The sequence below is a fragment of the Streptomyces sp. NPDC058653 genome, from assembly GCF_042716895.1.
Lineage (GTDB): Bacteria > Actinomycetota > Actinomycetes > Streptomycetales > Streptomycetaceae > Streptomyces.
The window spans coordinates 1-19,160 of the sequence record NZ_JBHXRM010000010.1; the positions used below are offsets into that span (position 1 = coordinate 1).

Sequence of the window (19,160 nt, forward strand, 5' to 3'; positions counted from 1 at the left end):
TCCCCCTTTCTGGCGGGTGGGGGGGGGGGCCGGGGGCGCGGGCACCCGCCCCGACGCGGTGGTCGTCGTGGACACGTCGTCGTCCGGGACACGTCGTCGTGGTCGTGGTGAACGACGGTGTCGAAACACTGAGCAATGAGGGAAGAGCGTCGTGCAGTTCCGCCAACAGGCCCTTTCCAAACTGCAGTCGCCCGAGGAGATCGATCTGCCGGTGCGCTTCGCCCGGCCCCAGGGCTGTCTCGTCCTCGGTGTCACGGTCGTGGTGATGATCGCTGCGGCCGTCTGGGCGGTGACCGGCAGCGTCTCCTCCACGCTCGGCGCCCCCGGCGTCCTCACCCACGCGCAGGGCAGTTACGTCCTCCAGAGCCCGGTCGCCGGCCAGGTCACCGAGGTACTCGCGAAGGAGGGCGAGCGGGTGTCCGCCGACGCCCCCCTCGTGAAGGTCCGCACCGCCGAGGGCAGCACGGTCGTCCGCGCCATCGGCGCCGGCCGGCTGACCACCCTGGTCGCCGCCGTCGGCTCCGTGATCACCACCGGTGCCGACGTGGCCGCGGTCGAGAGGGTCGAGAAGCCCGGCGATCCGCTGAGCGTGATGCTGTACGCCCCCGCCGAGAGCGGCGCGACCGTACCCGTGGGCGCGTCCGTGGACATCACCGTCCAGTCGGTGCCCAAGCAGCGGTACGGCGTCCTGCGAGGCCGGGTCGCGTCCGTGGGCCGGGTCGCCGAGACCAGCAGGCGCATCACGGGGTTCCTGGGCAGCACGCAGTTGGGCGAGCAGTTCTCGCGCGAGGGCCCACCCGTCGCCGTACTGGTGCGGCTCGACAAGTCGTCGGCCACCAGGTCCGGTTACACCTGGTCGTCGCCGGACGGGCCGCCGTACGCCGTCGAGTCCATGACCCTGGCCACCGGCTCCATCCGGCTGTCCGAACAGCACCCGATCGATTGGCTGCTCCCGTGAGCCCGCGGCGCCACCAGCTTCCCCCGGCCCCCCGGAAGCACCAGCAACTGCCGCCCGCCGGACGCGGCAGACACCGGCCCGACGACACGCCGGCCACCGGCAGCGGCTCCCCCGGCGGACGCCGCCGCGGCGGCGGACGTGCCCGGCCCGCGACCGCGAGCCCGAGGCCCAGGAGCGTCCGCACCCCCACCGTCCTCCAGATGGAGGCCCTGGAGTGCGGAGCGGCCTCCCTCGCCATGGTGCTCGCCCACTACGGCCGCCATGTCCCCCTGGAGGAGCTGCGTATCGCGTGCGGCGTGTCGCGCGACGGCTCGCGCGCCTCCAACCTCCTGAAGGCGGCCCGCAGTTACGGCCTCCAGGCCAAGGGCATGCAGATGGAGGCGGAGGCCCTGGCCGGGGTACAGGCGCCCGCGATCCTGTTCTGGGAGTTCAACCACTACGTCGTCTACGACGGTATGGGCCGGGGGCCCGGCCGCCGGGGCGTGCACATCAACGACCCGGACAAGGGCCGCCGTTTCGTCCCGGCGGAGGACTTCGACACGAGCTTCACCGGCGTGGTCCTCGTCTTCGAGCCCACCGACGCCTTCCGCAAGGGCGGCCGGAAGCCCGGGATCATGAGCGCCATGCCCGCCCGTCTGCGGGGCACCGCCGCCACTCTGCTGGCCGCGCTGCTCGCCAGCCTGCTGCTGGTGGCGGTGGGCGCGGCGGTGCCCGCGCTGAGCCGTACGTACATCGACATGTTCCTGATAGGCGGTCAGACTTCCCTGCTGGGACCGCTGTTCGCGTCCATGGCCACGATGGTGCTGCTCACGGCCGTACTGACCGGGCTCCAGCAGGCGAATCTGCTGCGCGGGCGCATCATCTCCTCCACGCTGAGCGGCGCCCGCTTCCTGCGGCATCTGCTGAGACTGCCGGTCACCTTTTTCGCCCAGCGCAGCCCCGCCGATCTCGTCCAGCGGCTCCAGTCCAACGACGCGGTGGCCGAGACACTGGCGCGGGACCTGGCGGCGGCGGGGGTCGACGGGGTGGTGGTGATCCTCTACGCCGCGCTGCTCTGGTCGTACGACCCTCAACTGACCGTGTTCGGCGTGCTGATGGCGCTGCTCAACGTGATGGCGATGCGGATCGTGATCCGGCTGCGCTCCACCGGTACGCGCAAGCTGCGGGCGGACAGCGCGCGGCTCACCAACACCTCGTACACCGGTCTTCAGCTGATCGAGACGATGAAGGCGACGGGCGGCGAGAACGGTTACTTCCGGCGGTGGGCCGGGCAGCACGCGACGACGCTGGAGGAGCAGCAGAAGCTCGGCGTGCCGAGCGCGGCGCTGACGGTCGTCGCCCCGACGCTCGCCACGCTCAACAGCGCGCTGATCCTGTGGATCGGCGGGCTGCGGGCGGTCGAGGGGGCCATCTCGATCGGGCTGCTGGTCGCGTTCCAGGCGCTGGTGGTGCGCTTCACCGCGCCGATCACCCGGCTGAACGGGGTGGCGGGCCGGATCCAGGACTTCGCGGCCGATGTGGCGCGGCTCAAGGATGTGGAGAGTTTCCCCGTCGACCCGCTCTACTCGCGGCAGCGGCCGGACGCCAGTACGCGCCGGCTGCTCGGCCATGTCGAGCTGGAGAGCGTGGTGTTCGGCTACAGCCCGCTGGACGCGCCGCTGCTCGACGGCTTCTCGCTGACGGTGAGGCCGGGGCAGCAGGTCGCGCTGGTGGGCGGGTCCGGGAGCGGCAAGTCGACCGTCTCCAGGCTCATCTCGGGTCTCTACAGCCCCTGGGAGGGGACGATCCGTATCGACGGGCAGCGGCTGGAGGACATCTCGCGCAGCGCGCTCGCCGCCTCGGTGTCCTTCGTCGACCAGGACGTCTTCCTCTTCGAGGGCACGGTGCGGGACAACGTGGCGCTGTGGGACCCGTCGATACCGGACGACGCGGTCGTCACCGCCCTCAGGGACGCCGCGCTGTACGACGACGTGATCGCGCGCCGTCCCGAGGGCATCCACGGCCGGGTCGAGCAGGACGGCCGCAACTTCTCCGGGGGGCAGCGGCAGCGGCTTGAGATCGCCCGCGCGCTGGTCAGGCGGCCGAGCGTTCTGGTGCTCGACGAGGTGACGAGCGCGCTCGACGCGGAGACCGAACGCCTGATCATCGACAATCTGCGGCGGCGCGGCTGCGCGTGCGTGGTGATCGCGCACCGGCTGAGCACGGTGCGCGACAGCGACGAGATCGTGGTCCTCGACCATGGCGCGGTCGTGGAGCGGGGCAGGCACGAGGAACTCGTCGCCGCCGAGGGGCCGTACGCGCGCCTGGTCAGGGAGCACTGAGATGGCCTCCACGACGCCGGGAGCCGGGGCGGGTACGACGGCGGGCGGGCCGGCGGGCGGCGGCGACCCGGTGATCCACGCGCTCGGAGCGCTGGGCACACCGGTCGACTGCGCCGGCGTGCGCAATGTGCCGCTGGAGGGCCCGCATGTGCTGTGGCTCGTCGTCGGGGGCGCGCTCGACCTGTTCGCCGTGGACGCGGTGGGGCAGGGGCACTGGCACTTCCTCGGCCGTCTCGAAGCCGGAACGCTGCTTCTCGGTCCGGTCGAGGGCCCCCGGCACACCTTGCTGAGCAGGCCGTCGCAGGACTGCGCGCTGCGCCGGATCGCGCTGCGGGAGCTGTACGCGCCCCCGCCGGCCCCCGCGTACGACGCGTACGACGATCCGTACGCCGACACAGGGGGCGACACCTACGGCGGGGCCCTCACGCCCCCGGTCCCGACCCCTCTGGAGCACGCGTTCGCCCTCGGCGCCGCGCGCGGGCTCGGCGCGCTCTTCCAGACGCCGCTCGACGCCCGCCCGCCCACGGACGGCGCCGTCTCCGACGACGACGTGCTGTGGATGCCGGTCTCCCCCGGCAGCGTCCAGTACGGCGCCTCGTACAGCGCGGACGCGGCGGGCGATCTGCTCGTCGACGGCGCGATGTGGCAGCGGATGGTCAATCAGCAGCACCGGCTGCTGTCGGCCGTAGACCACTGGATCGAGCGGCAGGAGCGCGCGCACGAGGACCGGACGGCCGCCGGTATCAAGGCCGGTGAGGCCGTCCGCGCGCGGGCCGACGAGGCGCTGGTGGCGTCGATCGGCCGCCCCGGGACCGGGGCCGACGACGCCGCCACGGCGGACGGCGCGACGGGCGACGCCGCCCGCGACGCGACGTTCGCGGTCTGCCGGCTGGTCGCGGCGGCCTCCGGGATCACCCTGTCCGACCACGCACGCGGCGCGGGCACCCCGCTGGACGACCGCGTCGGCCCGGTCGAGCGGATCGCGATCGCCTCACGGGTCCGCACCCGCGCCGTCCGGCTCGACGGAGACTGGTGGCGGACCGACTCCGGCCCGCTCGTGGGGCAGCGGGCCAAGTCCGGCGCCCCCGTCGCACTGCTCTGGCGGCGCGGCCGTTACGAGGCGGTCAACCCGGCCACCCAGGCACGGCTGCGGGTCGGCGCGCGGAACGCGGACGACTTCGAGCCTCGGGCGGTGATGTTCTACCGCCCGCTGCCCGAAGAGCCCCTGACTCCTTGGCGGTTGCTCCGCTTCGGGCTGCGCGGCAACGGTGTGGATCTGCGTAATCTGGCGCTGACCTGCCTCGTCACGGTGGGCCTCGGAGCACTGGTGCCGATCGCGACCGGCCGGGTGCTCGGCGAGTACGTACCGAGCGCCCAGACCGGTCTGATCGCACAGGTCTCGGTCGCCGTCATGATCACCGGCATCGTGTCGGCGGCCTTCATGCTGATGCAGAGCCTGACCATCCTGAGGATGGAGGGCCGGATCGAGAGCACGCTCCAACCCGCCGTGTGGGACAGGCTGTTGAGGCTGCCGACGAAGTTCTTCGCGGAGCGCTCCACCGGTGAACTCGCGAGCGCGGCGATGGGCGTCAGCGCCATCCGGCGGGTGGTGTCGGGCATCGGGCCGGTGATCGTGCAGTCGGCGGCGGTCGGCGCGATGAGCCTGGTGCTGCTGCTCGTCCACAGTGTCCCGCTCGCGCTGGCGGCGACGGGGATGCTGGTCGTCATCGGTGCCGTCTTCCTGGGGCTGGGGCTCTGGCAGCTGCGCTGGCAGCGGCAGTTGGTCGAACTCGGCAACAAGCTCAACAACCAGGCGTTCCAGACCCTGCGCGGCCTGCCGAAACTACGGGTCGCGGCGGCCGAGGGTTTCGCCTACGCGGCCTGGGCACGCGGCTTCGCCCGCTCGCGGGAACTCCAGCAGCGGGCCGGCCGGGTGAAGAATCTGGCGACGGTCGTGGACGCGGTCTATCTGCCGTTCTGCTCGCTCGTGATGTTCATGCTGCTGGCCGGACCGGCGCGCGGCAGCATGTCGGCCGGCGAGTTCCTGACCTTCAACACCGCCGTGACGATGCTGCTGACATCGGTCACCCAGCTCACCGGCGCGCTCGTGTCGGTGGCGGCCGTGCTGCCGATGTTCGAGCAGATCAAGCCGGTTCTGGACGAGGCCCCGGAGGGTGGCGACACGGGCGCCCTGCCCGGGGTGCTGAGCGGCCGGATCGAGGCCCGGAAGCTCTCCTTCCGCTACACCGACGACGGCCCGCTCGTGCTCGACGACGTGTCCCTGCGCATGGAGCCCGGCGAGTTCGTCGCGGTCGTCGGACCCAGCGGCTGCGGCAAGTCGACACTGCTGCGGCTGTTGATCGGCTTCGACCGGCCGGTCACGGGAAGCGTGCTCTACGACGGCCAGGACCTGGCGGCCCTCGACCGCGCGGCGGTACGGCGCCAGTGCGGTGTCGTCCTGCAGAACGCGCAGCCGCTCACCGGCTCCATCTGGGACTGCGTCTGCGGCGCGGAGACGTTCTCGCAGGAGGAGGTCTGGGAGGCCGTCGAGATGGCGGGGCTCGCGGAGGACATCCGGCGCATGCCGATGGGTCTGCACACCATGATCGCCGGCGGCGGCGCCATCTCGGGCGGCCAGCGCCAGCGCCTCATGATCGCCCAGGCGCTGGTCCGCCGCCCCCGGCTGCTCTTCCTGGACGAGGCGACCAGCGCGCTGGACAACGAGACCCAGCGGATCGTGATCGAGAGCACCCGCAAACTGAACGCGGGCCGCCTGGTGATCGCCCACCGCCTCTCCACGGTCCTCGACGCCGACCGGGTGCTGGTCATGGACGGAGGCCGAATAGTCGAACAGGGCCCGCCGTCGATCCTGCTGGCCGACGAGGGCGGCAGGCTGCGTGAACTGGTGCGGCGCCAGCTGGCCTGAGCCCCCGGGGCCCGGACGCCGGCGGTTGAGGATCACCGGGCGAGCGGCGCATACTCCCGGGGCGGACACAGGGGGACGGAGAGTGCCGCACCGACGGCGGGAGAGGGCGGACAGGTGACGGAGGCGGCGACCGACGGGCCGGGGACGGACAGGCGGGGGGCGGACAGGCCGGAGGCGGGTGGCGCGGAGGCCGGCGGTGCGGGGGGCGTCGGCGCGGGGGCCAGCGGTAGCGAAGCCAGCGGTGCGGAGGGCGTCTGCGCGGAGGCCGGCGGTGCGGAAGCCAGCGGTAGCGAGGCCGGCGGCGCGGGTGTCGGCGGCGCGGGGACCAACTGGGCCGGGAACATCGTCTTCTCCGCCGGCCGGGTGCACCGGCCGGCCACGCTCGACGCGTTGCGCGCGATCATCGCCGGAAGCCCGCGCGTACGGGTGCTGGGCAGCGGGCACTCCTTCAACCGGGTCGCCGACACCGACGGCGCGCTCGTCTCGATCGCCGGGCTGGACCGGGGCGTGGACGTCGACCCGGTGGCACGTACCGTGCGCGTCGCGGGTGGTGTGCGGTACGCGGAGCTCGCCCGGGCGGTGCACGGCCACGGGCTGGCCCTGCACACCATGGCGTCCCTCCCGCACATCTCGGTGGCCGGGTCGGTCGCCACCGGCACACACGGTTCCGGCGACACGTCCGGTTCGCTCGCGACCGCCGTACGCACGGTGGAGCTGATCACCGCGGACGGCGAGGCGCTGACGCTGGACCGGGAGACGGACGGCGAGCGCTTCGCCGGTTCGGTGGTGGCGCTCGGCACGCTGGGCGTGGTCACCGCGCTCACCCTGGACCTCGTCCCGGCCTTCGAGGTCCGGCAGTTCGTCCGTACCGGGGTGCCGCTGGAGGTGCTGGAGGAACACTTCGACGCGGTCACATCGGCGGCGTACAGCGTGAGCCTGTTCACCGACTGGAGCGCGCCGCGCTTCGGCCAGGTCTGGCTGAAGCACCGGGTCGACGCCGGGTCGGACCCGTCCGAGCCGGACTTCCCCTGGGGCGCCCCGGCGACCGAGCCCCTGCACCCCGTGCCCGGGATGCCCGCGACGCACTGCACCGAGCAGCGGGGAGTGCCGGGGCCCTGGCACGCCCGACTGCCGCACTTCCGGGCCGAGTTCACCCCCAGCAACGGGGAGGAGCTCCAGTCCGAGTATCTGGTCCCGCGCCGTCACGCGCTCGCGGCGCTGCGGGCGGTCGCCGCGCTGGGACCGGTGCTGGCGCCGGTGCTCCAGATCTGCGAGGTGCGCACGGTGGCCGCCGACGGACTGTGGCTGAGCCCGGCGGAGGGCCGCGACACGGTCGCGCTGCACTTCACCTGGATCAAGGACACGGCGTCGGTGATGCCGGTCGTCGCGCGGCTGGAGGCGGCACTGGAGGGGCTCGACGCCCGGCCGCACTGGGGCAAGGTCTTCACCACGGCGCCCGCGGAGCTGCGTGACCTCTATCCGCGTATGGCGGACTTCCTGGGACTGCGCGAGTCCCTGGACCCGGCGGGCAGGTTCATGAACGGCTTCGTCCACCGCCTTCTGTACGAGGACTGAACGGGGCGCGCCCGAAGGCGGCGCCCCGCGGTTCCTCCTGGCCAAAAGGCCGTCGGACCATGGCCGGAACAGGGTCATTTCGCCGGCTCCGCTGCGCGACACCTCGCCGGGAGGACCGGCCGGTGGTATCTACAACATGGCCGCCACTCACCCCCCGCACCTCCCTCCTCCCGCGTCAGCACCACCGGACACATGGTCCGCACTTCCGGACCGACGTGTCCGCACCACCGGACCGACGACGCGTAACCCCCCATTGTCCGGCGGCCCCTAGGAAGGACCCGTCTTGCGAAGAAGTGCCTCACGCCGTACGCGAGCCCTCCTCAGCCTCCTGGTGTTCGCCTTCACGGCGGCCCTCATGGCCCTCACCCAGACCCCGGCCACGGCCGCGCCCGCCGAGTCCAACGGCGGAGTCCGGATCATGCCTCTCGGCGACTCGATCACCGACGGATTCAACGTCCCCGGCGGTTACCGCATCAACCTCTGGCAGCATCTCGCCACCGGCGGCTACACCGTCGACTTCGTCGGTTCGCAGTTCAACGGCCCGCCCGAGCTGGGCGACCACGACCACCAGGGTCACTCCGGCTGGCGTATCGACCAGCTGCGTTCGAACATCGACGGCTGGCTGGCCGTGAGCGACCCGCGCACGATCATGCTCCAGATCGGCACGAACGACGTGAACCAGAACTACGACGTCGCGAACGCCCCCGCCCGCCTCTCCGACCTCATCGACCGCATCCTCCAACAGAAGCCGCGGATCGAGCTGTTCGTCGCGACGATCACGCCCGAGGCGAGCCCCGGTCTCGAAGCCCGGGTCAAGACGTTCAACGCGGCGCTGCCCGCCATCGTCGACAGCAAGGGTCCCCGCGTCCATCTGGTTGACATGTACAAGGCATTGACGGTGGCCGACCTCGCCGACGGCGTCCACCCCAACGCCGGGGGCTACGCCAAAATGGCGACCGTCTGGTACAACGCGCTGCGCTCGGTGCCCGCCAGCCTCGTTCCGCTCGGCGCCACCGGTCAGGGCACGCTCGTCAACGCGCAGTCGGGCCGCTGCCTCGACGTCGACGGGGCCGTGACGACCTCGGGCACCCGGACGATCGTCTACGACTGCCACCGCGGGGCGAACCAGCAGTGGACCCGTACGGCCTCCAACGAGCTGCGCGTGTACGGCGACCGCTGCCTGGACGCGAGCGGCGCCGCCACCGCCGACGGCACCCCGGTCATCATCTGGGACTGCCGCGGCACGGCCAATCAGCAGTGGCGCGTCAACACGGACGGCACCGTCGTCGGCGCCGCCTCCGGCAAGTGCCTGACGCCGGTGGCCGGCGGAACGGTCAACGGTACGAAGCTCGAACTCCGCACCTGCGACGGCTCTCCGGGCCAGCGCTGGACCACGGCGGCGTAGTTCCCGGCGGTCGGCCCACCCCACCCCGACCGGCCCGATATCGCCGGGCGCGCCGAAATCGGCCGCCCGGCGTTGTCGTACCCCCGTGGAATCATGTGGCTCGACCGGATGTGGTGGACCACGAGAGGCGTCATGGGCGACGGAGCGGGGCCTGAGCGGAGGCCGGTGCAGGTGGGCGGCGCCGCGCGCGCCGTGCTCGGCCGGGCCGACACGCTTCTCGCCACCGCGCGCCGGGTGACCGCGGACCACGCCGAGGTACGGGGCGCGGTCCTCAAGGCGCTCACCCCGCTGCGCGACGCGCTGGTCCGCCGGGAGTTGGCGGGCATCCCGCTCTCACGGCTCGCCGATGTCACCGAGGGCCGGCTCCGCCTCGGCGCGCTGGAGCAGGCCGGGTACACGACCGTGGAGAAGGTGCTCGACGCGACGGCGTACGAGCTCCGCCACATCCCCGGCATCGGTACCCAGAGCGCCGGTCACGCCATCGCCGCCGCGCGGCGGCTCGCGGAGGCCATGGAGGAGCATGTCGCCGTCCGGCTGGACGCGGACGACATCGGCGATCCGCGCGCGACGGCCCTGGTCGTCGCGTTGAACCGGATGGTGAACGCGGGCCCGGACATGCCCCGCGCGCTCGCCGCGGCGGCCCGGACCGACGCCGAACTGGCCCCGCTGCTGCCGCCCGCGCGCCCGGCCGGGGACCGGCTGCGCATGCTGGTCACCGGGAAGCGGCGCCGGCACCAGGCGCTGCGGGCGCTCCGGTCGGTCGACACGTGTCTCGACGAGGCCGCCGCCCGTGAGATCCCGCTCCTGCTCGCCCAGGCGGCCACGGATCTGCTGCGGCCGGCCGTCCCGGCGGACGAGGCCTGGCTGGACTTCCAGGTCCGCCCCGCCGACTATCTGGTCCTCCTCGCCGAACTCTCCGACGCCACCGCGGACATGGACGCGGCCGAGGGCTTCCTGCCGGACGAGATCTCCGAGCGTGTCCGTACGCAGCGGCTGGACGACACCCACCGGCGGGTCTCGCTCCGCGGCTACCAGGCCTTCGGCGCCCGGTTCGCGCTGGCCCAGCGCCGGGTGATCCTGGGTGACGAGATGGGTCTGGGCAAGACCGTCCAGGCCATCGCCGCCCTCGCGCACCTCAAGTCCGAGGGGGGTACGCACTTCCTGGTGGTCTGCCCGGCCAGCGTCGTCATCAACTGGGTCCGGGAGATCGAGTCCCGCAGCACGCTGCGCGCCTACCGGGTGCACGGGCAGGACCGGACGGTGGCCCTCGGGCAGTGGACCCGGCACGGGGACGTCGCCGTGACCACGTACGACGTACTCGGCTCGCTCGCCGTGCCCGACGAGGTGAGCCTCGGCATGCTCGTCGTGGACGAGGCGCACTATGTGAAGAATCCCGAGACCCGGCGCTCACGGACGGTGCGCGGCTGGGCCGAACGCACCGACCGCGTGATGTTCCTGACGGGGACGCCGATGGAGAACCGGGTGGAGGAGTTCCGCAGCCTGGTGCGCCATCTGCAGCCCGCGCTCCTTCCCGCCGTCCGCCACGGCGACGCCGTCATCGGCTCCGAGGCGTTCCGCCGGGCGGTCGCCCCCGTGTATCTGCGCCGTAACCAGCAGGACGTCCTCACCGAGCTGCCGGAGCTGCAACAGGTGGACGAGTGGGAGGAGTTCAGCCCCGCCGCGCGCGCCGCCTACCGGCAGGCGGTCGCGGCCGGGAACTTCATGGCCATGCGCCGGGCCGCGTACGCCGATCCCGCGACGTCCGCCAAGCTCCGGCGGCTGCGCGAACTCGTCGGCGAGGCAGCGTCGAACGGTCTGAAGGTCATCGTCTTCTCCTTCTTCCACGATGTGCTGACCGCCGCCGAGGAGGCGCTCGGCCCGCCCTCCGGCAGCACCGGCGGCCCGCGCACCGTCTTCGGTCCGCTGACCGGCCGGGTGCCGGCCGCCCGGCGGCAGGAGTTGGTGGACGGCTTCGCCGACGCGTCCGGACACGCGGTCCTGCTCAGCCAGATCCAGTCCGGCGGCACCGGCCTCAATCTCCAGGCGGCGTCGGTGGTCATCCTCTGCGAGCCGCAGGTCAAGCCCACGCTGGAGACCCAGGCCATCGCCCGTGCGCACCGCATGGGGCAGATACGCCATGTCCAGGTCCACCGGCTGCTGACCGCCGACAGCGTCGACCAGCGTGTTCTGCGCCTGCTCGGCACGAAGAAGCGGCTCTTCGACGCGTACGCCCGGCACAGCGACGTCGCGGAGTCGACGCCCGACGCCGTCGACATCTCGGAGCAGTCGCTGGCGCGCCGGATCGTCGCGGAGGAACAGGAGCGGATGGCGCTCCTGCCGGGACCCGCGGCCCCGGCTCTCTGACGGCCCGTCACCCGTCGTACCGACGCCCCCGCCACGACCGGCGGGGGCGTCCGCCGTGCGCCGCACAACTCCCGTGATACCTCTGCGAAAACCGTTGACAAGCCGTTGACATGATTGCAACCTGTGAATCGCAAAAAAGTAAGCAAGTGGCTCAATTTCTTAAGGCTCTTCTCGCAACTTCATGGCAGCGCACGGCCTGCCCCCTCGTTCCAACCGAACAGAGGACGATATGAGACGGAAGCAGCTCAGACCCCCACAGCCCACGCGGCCCAGACGCGGACAGCTCGGCCGGCGGCTGATCACCGGCGTCCTGATGGCCGCACTGACCGTCGTCGGGCTCACCCCCCTCTCCGCCACGGCGGCCGAGCGCCCCAACCAGGCGGCCGGCAAGAGCGTGTCGGCGAGCGGGTCCGAGGGGAACCACCCGGCCTCCAACGTCACCGACGGCAATCAGGCGTCGTACTGGGAGGGCCCGAACAACGCGTTCCCGCAGACGCTCCGGGTCGACCTCGGCACGAGCGTCGCCGTCGACCAGGTGGTGCTCAAGCTCCCGGCCACCTGGGAGGCCCGCACCCAGGCCCTCAGCGTCCAGGGCAGCACCGACGGGAACACCTACAACACCCTCTCCGCCTCGCAGGGGCGGCTGTTCACCCCCGCGTCCGGGAACACCGTCACCATCGACTTCCCGTCCACCGGAGTCCGTTACGTACGGCTGAACATCACCGGCAACACGGGCTGGCCGGCGGCGCAGATATCCGAGTTCGGGATCTACGGCCCCGCGGGCGAGGACCCCGACCCGGACCCGGGTGACGACGGCACCGACCTGGCGCGCGGCAAGGCGATCGAGGCGTCGTCGACGATCCACACGTTCGTCGCGGCCAACGCCAACGACGGCCAGGTCAACACCTACTGGGAGTCCACCGGCCACCCGTCGAACCTGACGGTCAAGCTCGGGGCCGAGGCCGACATCACCTCCGTGGTGGTCAAGCTCAACCCCGACTCGGCGTGGGGACCGCGGACCCAGAACATCCAGGTGCTCGGGCGCGCCCAGGGCGCCACCGACTTCACCTCGCTGAAGGCGCGCGCCGACTACGGCTTCAACCCGGCGACGAACCAGAACTCGGTCCGTATCCCGGTCACGGGACGCGTCGCCGACCTGCGGCTCCAGATCTTCTCCAACACCGGCGCGCAGGGCGGCCAGGTCGCCGAACTCCAGGTCATCGGCACACCCGCGCCGAACCCGGACCTCACGGTCACCGGGCTCACCTGGTCCCCCACCGCCCCGGTGGAGACCGACGCGACCACCGTCAGCGCGACGGTGCGCAACATCGGCACGGCCGCCTCCGGCGCGACGACCGTCAACGTCAGCATCGGCGGGGTCGTCGCCGGAAGCGCCTCCGTGGGCGGACTCGCCGCGGGCGCCTCCCAGACCGTCCAGGTCGCGGCGGGCAAGCGCGCCGAGGGCACCTACAAGGTGACGGCCGTGGTGGACCCGACGGACACGATCGTCGAGCAGGACAACGACAACAACAGCTTCACCGCGGCCGGATCGCTGGTCGTGGGACAGGCCCCCGGGCCCGACCTCCAGGTGCTGAGCGTCAGTTCGACGCCGCAGAACCCCGCCGTCGGCGCCTCGGTCCAGTTCAGCGTGGCGGTGCAGAACCGCGGGACGACCGCGAGCGGTGCCACCACGGTCACCCGGGTGGCGGTGGGCGGCACGACGCTGAACACCAACACCCCGTCGATCGCGGCCGGCGCGACGACGAACGTGAGCATCAACGGCAGCTGGACCGCCACCAGCGGCGGCGCCAACATCGTGGCCACCGCGGACGCGACCGGCGTCGTGACGGAGACCAACGAGACGAACAACTCCTTCTCCCGCTCGATCGTGGTCGGGCGCGGGGCGGCGGTCCCGTACGTGGAGTACGAGGCGGAGGCCGGCCGGTACTCGGGCACCCTGGTGGAGGCCGACGCCGAACGCACCTTCGGACACACCAACTTCGGCTCCGAGTCCTCCGGCCGCAAGTCGGTACGGCTCAACTCCCAGGGCCAGTTCGTGGAGTTCACCTCCACCAACCCGGCCAACTCGATCGTGGTGCGCAACTCGATCCCCGACGCCCCGAACGGCGGCGGCACCGAGGCCACGATCAGCCTGTACGCCAACGACACCTTCGTGAAGAAGCTGAACCTCTCCTCGAAGCACAGCTGGCTGTACGGCAACACGGACGGCCCCGAAGCCCTGACGAACACGCCCCAGGCGGACGCCCGGCGGCTCTTCGACGAGGCCAACTCGCTGCTGTCCACGACCTATCCGGCGGGCACCAAGTTCAAGCTCCAGCGCGACGCCGGTGACAGCGCGTCCTTCTACTACATCGACCTGATCGATCTGGAGCAGGTCGCGCCCCCGGCGGCGAAGCCCGCCGAGTGCACCTCGATCACGGAGTACGGCGCGGTGCCGGGCGACGGGATCGACGACACGACCGCCATCCAGTCGGCGGTCACCGCCGACCAGAACGGCGCCATCGCGTGTGTCTGGATCCCGGCGGGCCAGTGGCGTCAGGAGAAGAAGATCCTGACGGACGACCCGCTGAACCAGGGGCAGTTCAACCAGATCGGCATCAAGAACGTCACCATCCGGGGTGCGGGCATGTGGCACTCGCAGCTCTACACCCTGACCGAGCCGCAGAACGCGGGCGGGATCAACCACCCGCACGAGGGCAACTTCGGCTTCGACATCGACGACAACACCAAGATCTCGGACATCGCGATCTTCGGCTCCGGCCGGATCCGCGGCGGCGACGGCAACGCCGAGGGCGGTGTCGGTCTGAACGGCCGGTTCGGCAAGAACACCAAGATCTCCAACGTATGGATCGAGCACGCCAACGTGGGAGTCTGGGTCGGCCGCGACTACGACAACATTCCCGCGCTCTGGGGTCCCGCCGACGGCCTCGAGTTCACCGGCATGCGGATCCGCAACACGTACGCCGACGGCATCAACTTCACCAACGGCACGCGGAACTCCAAGGTGTTCAACTCCTCGTTCCGCACCACCGGTGACGACTCCCTGGCGGTCTGGGCCAACCGGTACGTCAAGGACACGTCGGTCGACGTCGCGCACGACAACTCGTTCACCAACAACACCATCCAGCTGCCCTGGCGCGCCACCGGCATCGCGGTCTACGGCGGCTACGGCAACAAGATCGAGAACAACATCGTCTCGGACACGGCGAACTACCCGGGCATCATGCTGGCGACCGACCACGACCCGCTGCCCTTCTCCGGGCAGACCCTGATCGCCAACAACGCGCTCCACCGCACGGGCGGTGCCTTCTGGAACGAGGACCAGGAGTTCGGTGCGATCACCCTGTTCGCGGCGAGCCGGGACATACCCGGCGTCACGATCAGGGACACCGACATCTACGACTCGACCTACGACGGCATCCAGTTCAAGACGGGCGGCGGCACCATGCCGGGTGTCGTCATCAGCAACGTCAAGATCGACAAATCCAACAACGGCGCCGGCATCCTGGCCATGAGCGGGGCCCGGGGCAGCGCCACGCTGTCGAACGTCACGATCACGAACTCGGCGGACGGCGACATCGTCACCCAGCCGGGATCGGGCTTCGTGATCACCGGCGGCCCGACGCCGCCGCTCGCCCCCGGCAAGCTGACGGGCGGAGGCCGACGGTGACCCTGCCGTAGGACCGGCAACACGACGGGTGCGGACCGAGGATCACCTCCTCGGTCCGCACCTGTTCATGTTCGCGCCACCCCCGGCCGCCCGGTCTCGCGGTCTCGCGGTCTCGCGGTCGGGCAACCGCCGCCCCCGGCCGCCGGGCTCTTACGGTCCCCTCACACCCGAACACCCGACACGTTCCGGACTTCCCCCGGCGTACCGCACGTTCCCTTCTCGCCACCGGCCACGGGCACGCTCCCTGAGTGCTGACCCCCGGCGACGACTCGCATATACGCAAATGCCGACTACTGGGGCTCACCGGTTCCACGGCCGTGGCCGTCGGCGGCGCCAGTGCCGGCGCCCTGCCGGTCGGCGAGGCCCTCGCGCCGTCGTCCGAAGCGGCGGCGGTGGGCCTCTTCGGCGCCTACTTCGGGCTCGTGCTGCTCGTCGCGGCCTGGGCCTGGCTGGGCCGCGCCGTGCGCGGCCCACGGCCGCCCGGCGGGCGCGGCATGGTGGTCACCCTCACCGTGTGGGCCGCCCCGCTGGTGATCGCCCCGCCGCTGTTCAGCCGCGACGTGTACAGCTATCTGGCGCAGGGCGCGATGGTGGACGCCCAGATCGACGTGTACACCCATGGCCCGGACCAACTCGGCGGCCCGCTCGCCGCGCAGGTCTCCCCCATGTGGCAGGACACCCCGACCCCGTACGGTCCGCTGTTCCTGTCGTTCGCCTCGATGATCGCGCGCGCCACGCGGGCGGAGCTCTCGGCCGGTGTGCTCGGGATGCGGCTGGTCGCGCTGCTCGGCGTGGGCCTGATGGTGGTGTCGCTGGTGCTGCTCGCCCGCCGCAGCGGAACGGCCCCCGGCGCCGCGCTCTGGCTGGGGGCGCTCAATCCGCTGCTCCTGCTGCATCTGGTGGCCGGCGCGCACAACGACGCCGTGATGCTGGGCCTGCTCGGCATGGCGCTGGTCGCCGCTAAGGGCCGCTTCCCGGTGCTGGGCGCGATCCTGATGACTCTCGCCGCGCTGGTGAAGGCGCCGGCCGCACTGGGTCTGCTGGCCGTCACCGCGTTCTGGGCCGGCCGGCTAACCGGCCGCTACCGCTGGCTCAGGGCGGCGTGCGCGACGGCCGGTGTCGCCCTCGCGACGACCGCTGCGGTGACCGCGGTCACCGGTACCGGCTACGGCTGGATCGGCGCCCTCAAGACCCCGGTGTCCCCGCACAACTGGGCCCTCACCTCGCTCCTCGGCCGGATGACCGCGTCGGCGCTGCACAGCGCGGGCAGCGACCTGGCGCCGTTCGCCCTGGACGCCTGGCGCGCGGCCGGTCTGGCGGCGACGGCCGTCGCGGTGCTGCTGGTGTGGCTGCGCCGCCCCCGGCACAGCCCCGTGTACGCGCTGGGGCTCAGTCTGATCGCGGTCGCGGTCCTGGGCCCGGCGATCCGCCCCTGGTACGTGCTGTGGGGCCTGTTCCCGCTGGCCGCCGCCGCCCCGCCGGGACCCGCGCGCCGGGTGGTGGCCGTCGCCAGCGGAGTGCTCGCGCTGGCCCAGCTGCCGAGCGGACTCGCCGCCGACGGGCTGCAGTTGGCGCTCGCGACGTGCGGCGGGCTGTTCGCGGTGGTCGCGCTCTTCTGGGCGCGTGAGATGTCGGGCGACGAAGTGACGCTGACCGCACGGGAACCGGGGAGAGTGGCATGACGGAGCGGGACACGAGGGGATGGTGGCCCCTGTCGCGGCGCCGTAGACATCTGCTTCTGGGCGTGCTGTGCGCGGCCGTGACGGCGTTCGTCGCGACCGTGCCCTTCCACCGGGACTGGTTCGACCTGTGGGTCTACTACGACGCGGTGAACCACTGGACCGACTCCGACGGCGGGCTGCGCGGCGCCGGCCTCTACGACTACCGGGTGCCCGGCGAGAACTACGGATTCACCTATCCGCCCTTCGCCGCGCTGTGCGTGCTTCCGCTCTCCCTGCTGACCTGGAACGTCGCGCTCACGACGGGCATCCTGATCAACCTCGGCGCCCTGGCCCTGATCCTGCGCCGCCTCGCCGAACCGGTGATCCGCCGGCACGGCCTGGACCGGTGGACCGCGTACACCCTGATCCTGTGCATGCTCGCCCTGCTGGAGCCGGTGTACGACAGCATCAGCTTCGGCCAGGTCAACCTCCTCCTGCTGGCACTCGTCCTCACCGACGCCCGGCTGCTGTCCACCGGCAGCCGCTGGGCGGGCATCGGGATCGGCCTCGCGGCGGCGGTCAAGCTCACCCCCGCGATCTTCATCGGCTACCTCGTCGTCTCCCGCCGCTGGCGTGCCGCCGGCACGGCCGCCGCCGTCGCCGTGGGCGCGACCCTGCTCGCCCTGTGGCTCTCACCGGGTGCCTCGCACGCGTACTGGACATCGGCCCTCTGGGACACGAGCCGTATCGGCGACCTGAGTTACGTCTCCAACCAGTCCTGGCAGGGCGTCCTCGCCCGGCTCTCCACCCCGGCCGAACCGGACCGGCTGTGGTGGGCCTGCGGGGTCCTCGTCATCGTCGCCGCGTGGGCGTACCGGGTCGACAGGGCGAGGGCGGTGGGCGACGTGCGCGGCGGGATCGCGCTGACGGGCGCCGCCGCGTGTCTCATCAGCCCGGTCACCTGGGTGCACCATCTGGTCTGGCTGCTCCCGGCGCTCACGATCCTCGCCGACCGGGCACTCGAACCGCCGCGCCGAGGGCGGCCGTTGATCGTGGCGGTCGCCGTCTATCTGACCCTGTGCAGCTATGTCGTCTGGCTGTGGCGGTACGACGCGAGCGGCATCGGCGGGTTCGTGGGCAGCAACACGTTCGTCTGGACGGAGCTGGCCCTGCTCCTGGCGCTTCCCGTACGGCCGCCGCATCCGGCGTTCAGAGGACCTTCCGGCGGACCAGAACGGCCAGCACCAGCGCCCCGGGGAGCAGCGGCAGCCACACCGTGACGATACGGAAGCCGAGGACCGCGGCGGTCGCCACGGAGACCGGGGAGCCCGCGCCGACGAGGGCGATGAGCAGCGCCGCCTCGACGGAGCCGATGCCGCCCGGGGTCGGCACGATCCCGGCGACGATGCTGGCGGCCAGGTAGGCGATCATGATGTCGACGGCGGGCACCGGCATCTGGAGCGCGCGGGCCACCGTGACCAGGACGCACGCCTGGAGCGCGGGGAAGGCGAGCGCCCCGGTCCAGATGGCGATGACCCGGGCGGGCCTGGCGTGCAGGGCGCGCGCGTCGGTCAGCGCGGTGCGCAGAAAGTCCTGGACGAATCCGCGCAGCGGCCGTACCGACCACAGCACCAGCGCCGCCACGGTGAGCCCGCCGACGAGGATCGCCAGCGCCAGCAGCCCGTACTCCGCCGGCAGCAGTCCGCCGAGCGGGATGGCGTGCGGGTAGGCGGCCATGAGCGAGAGCAGCAGGGTGTAGCGGCCGATGGGCTGGGTCAGCGAGTAGAGGGCGAGCGCGGCGCAGGCCCGCGCGGTGGGGATCCCGCAGCCCTGGAGGAAGCGCAGCGTCACCACGTGCGCACCGAGCCCGGCGGGCAGCAGATGGTTGGCCGATCCGGCGGCGATCTGGGAGGCCAGCAGCCGCCCGGGGGGCAGCCGTTCCATGACGGTGCCCTGGCGCAGCAGACAGACCGGTATCCAGCAGGTCATGGTCACCGCGACCGAGGCCAGCAGCCAATTCACGTCCGCGCCGCGCAGCTCGCCGACGCCGGAGAGGATCACCGACCAGTTTCCGGCCACCCAGGCGGCGGCGAGGAGGAGCGGTACGAGACAGATCAACTGCCGCAGCGGCAGTCGTCCCCGTGCGGAGGTCAGGGTCGTCGACACGGCGCAGCCGTCCTTCCATGACGCGCCAGGGCGCGCGGGCGGGGGGTTCCCCCTAGGAATCCCCGCTCTGCGTGACCGTGCGGTGTCGTCCGC

General features: G+C 72.0%; 10 protein-coding genes. 9 read left to right on the plus strand and 1 reads right to left on the minus strand.

The features are described from left to right. Positions 1 to 151 precede the first annotated feature (151 nt). The 9 genes from ACFWU9_RS11250 to ACFWU9_RS11290 all read left to right on the plus strand — a co-directional run bounded on the left by ACFWU9_RS11250 (position 152) and on the right by ACFWU9_RS11290 (position 18,181). A complete protein-coding gene (locus tag ACFWU9_RS11250; RefSeq protein WP_384316611.1) occupies positions 152 to 958 on the plus strand; it encodes a hypothetical protein in 807 nt (268 codons plus the stop codon). A 200-nt stretch (positions 959 to 1,158) separates the two neighbouring features. Further along, positions 1,159 to 3,279, plus strand: coding sequence for an NHLP family bacteriocin export ABC transporter peptidase/permease/ATPase subunit (locus ACFWU9_RS11255; RefSeq protein WP_384316892.1), 2,121 nt, complete (start codon positions 1,159 to 1,161; stop codon positions 3,277 to 3,279). A 1-nt stretch (position 3,280) separates the two neighbouring features. Then, complete coding sequence (locus tag ACFWU9_RS11260) at positions 3,281 to 6,205, plus strand: NHLP bacteriocin export ABC transporter permease/ATPase subunit (RefSeq protein ID WP_384316612.1); 2,925 nt, start codon at positions 3,281 to 3,283, stop codon at positions 6,203 to 6,205. A 342-nt stretch (positions 6,206 to 6,547) separates the two neighbouring features. Continuing rightward, complete coding sequence (locus ACFWU9_RS11265; protein WP_384316894.1) at positions 6,548 to 7,780, plus strand: D-arabinono-1,4-lactone oxidase; 1,233 nt, start codon at positions 6,548 to 6,550, stop codon at positions 7,778 to 7,780. Between the two features lie 283 nt (positions 7,781 to 8,063). Beyond that, complete coding sequence (locus tag ACFWU9_RS11270; protein WP_384316614.1) at positions 8,064 to 9,185, plus strand: ricin-type beta-trefoil lectin domain protein; 1,122 nt, start codon at positions 8,064 to 8,066, stop codon at positions 9,183 to 9,185. Positions 9,186 to 9,317: 132 nt separating this feature from the next. Further along, positions 9,318 to 11,549 carry a DEAD/DEAH box helicase gene (locus tag ACFWU9_RS11275; protein ID WP_384316616.1) on the plus strand — a complete coding sequence of 744 codons (2,232 nt, stop codon included), beginning with the start codon at positions 9,318 to 9,320 and terminating at the stop codon, positions 11,547 to 11,549. Positions 11,550 to 11,778: 229 nt separating this feature from the next. After that, a complete protein-coding gene (locus tag ACFWU9_RS11280; protein WP_384316618.1) occupies positions 11,779 to 15,240 on the plus strand; it encodes a CARDB domain-containing protein in 3,462 nt (1,153 codons plus the stop codon). A 248-nt stretch (positions 15,241 to 15,488) separates the two neighbouring features. Continuing rightward, entirely contained in the window at positions 15,489 to 16,922 is a 1,434-nt protein-coding gene (gene mptB, locus ACFWU9_RS11285) for a polyprenol phosphomannose-dependent alpha 1,6 mannosyltransferase MptB (RefSeq protein ID WP_384316620.1), read from the plus strand. Beyond that, complete coding sequence (locus ACFWU9_RS11290; protein ID WP_384316622.1) at positions 16,919 to 18,181, plus strand: glycosyltransferase 87 family protein; 1,263 nt, start codon at positions 16,919 to 16,921, stop codon at positions 18,179 to 18,181. The genes mptB and ACFWU9_RS11290 overlap by 4 nt, the downstream gene beginning before the upstream one ends. Here the strand turns inward: ACFWU9_RS11290 and ACFWU9_RS11295 are convergent. After that, the gene (locus ACFWU9_RS11295) at positions 18,111 to 19,067 is read right to left on the minus strand and encodes a YbhN family protein (RefSeq protein WP_384316624.1); all 957 of its coding nucleotides are present in this window, start codon (positions 19,065 to 19,067) and stop codon (positions 18,111 to 18,113) included. The genes ACFWU9_RS11290 and ACFWU9_RS11295 overlap by 71 nt on opposite strands. Between the last annotated feature and the right edge of the window lie 93 nt (positions 19,068 to 19,160).

Coding starts and splice junctions, on each gene's coding strand:
- ACFWU9_RS11255 (WP_384316892.1), top strand. CDS start 1,159: ATGGAGGCCCTGGAGTGCGGAGCGGCCTCCCTCGCCATGGTGCTCGCC.
- ACFWU9_RS11260 (WP_384316612.1), top strand. CDS start 3,281: ATGGCCTCCACGACGCCGGGAGCCGGGGCGGGTACGACGGCGGGCGGG.
- ACFWU9_RS11275 (WP_384316616.1), top strand. CDS start 9,318: ATGGGCGACGGAGCGGGGCCTGAGCGGAGGCCGGTGCAGGTGGGCGGC.
- ACFWU9_RS11280 (WP_384316618.1), top strand. CDS start 11,779: ATGAGACGGAAGCAGCTCAGACCCCCACAGCCCACGCGGCCCAGACGC.
- ACFWU9_RS11290 (WP_384316622.1), top strand. CDS start 16,919: ATGACGGAGCGGGACACGAGGGGATGGTGGCCCCTGTCGCGGCGCCGT.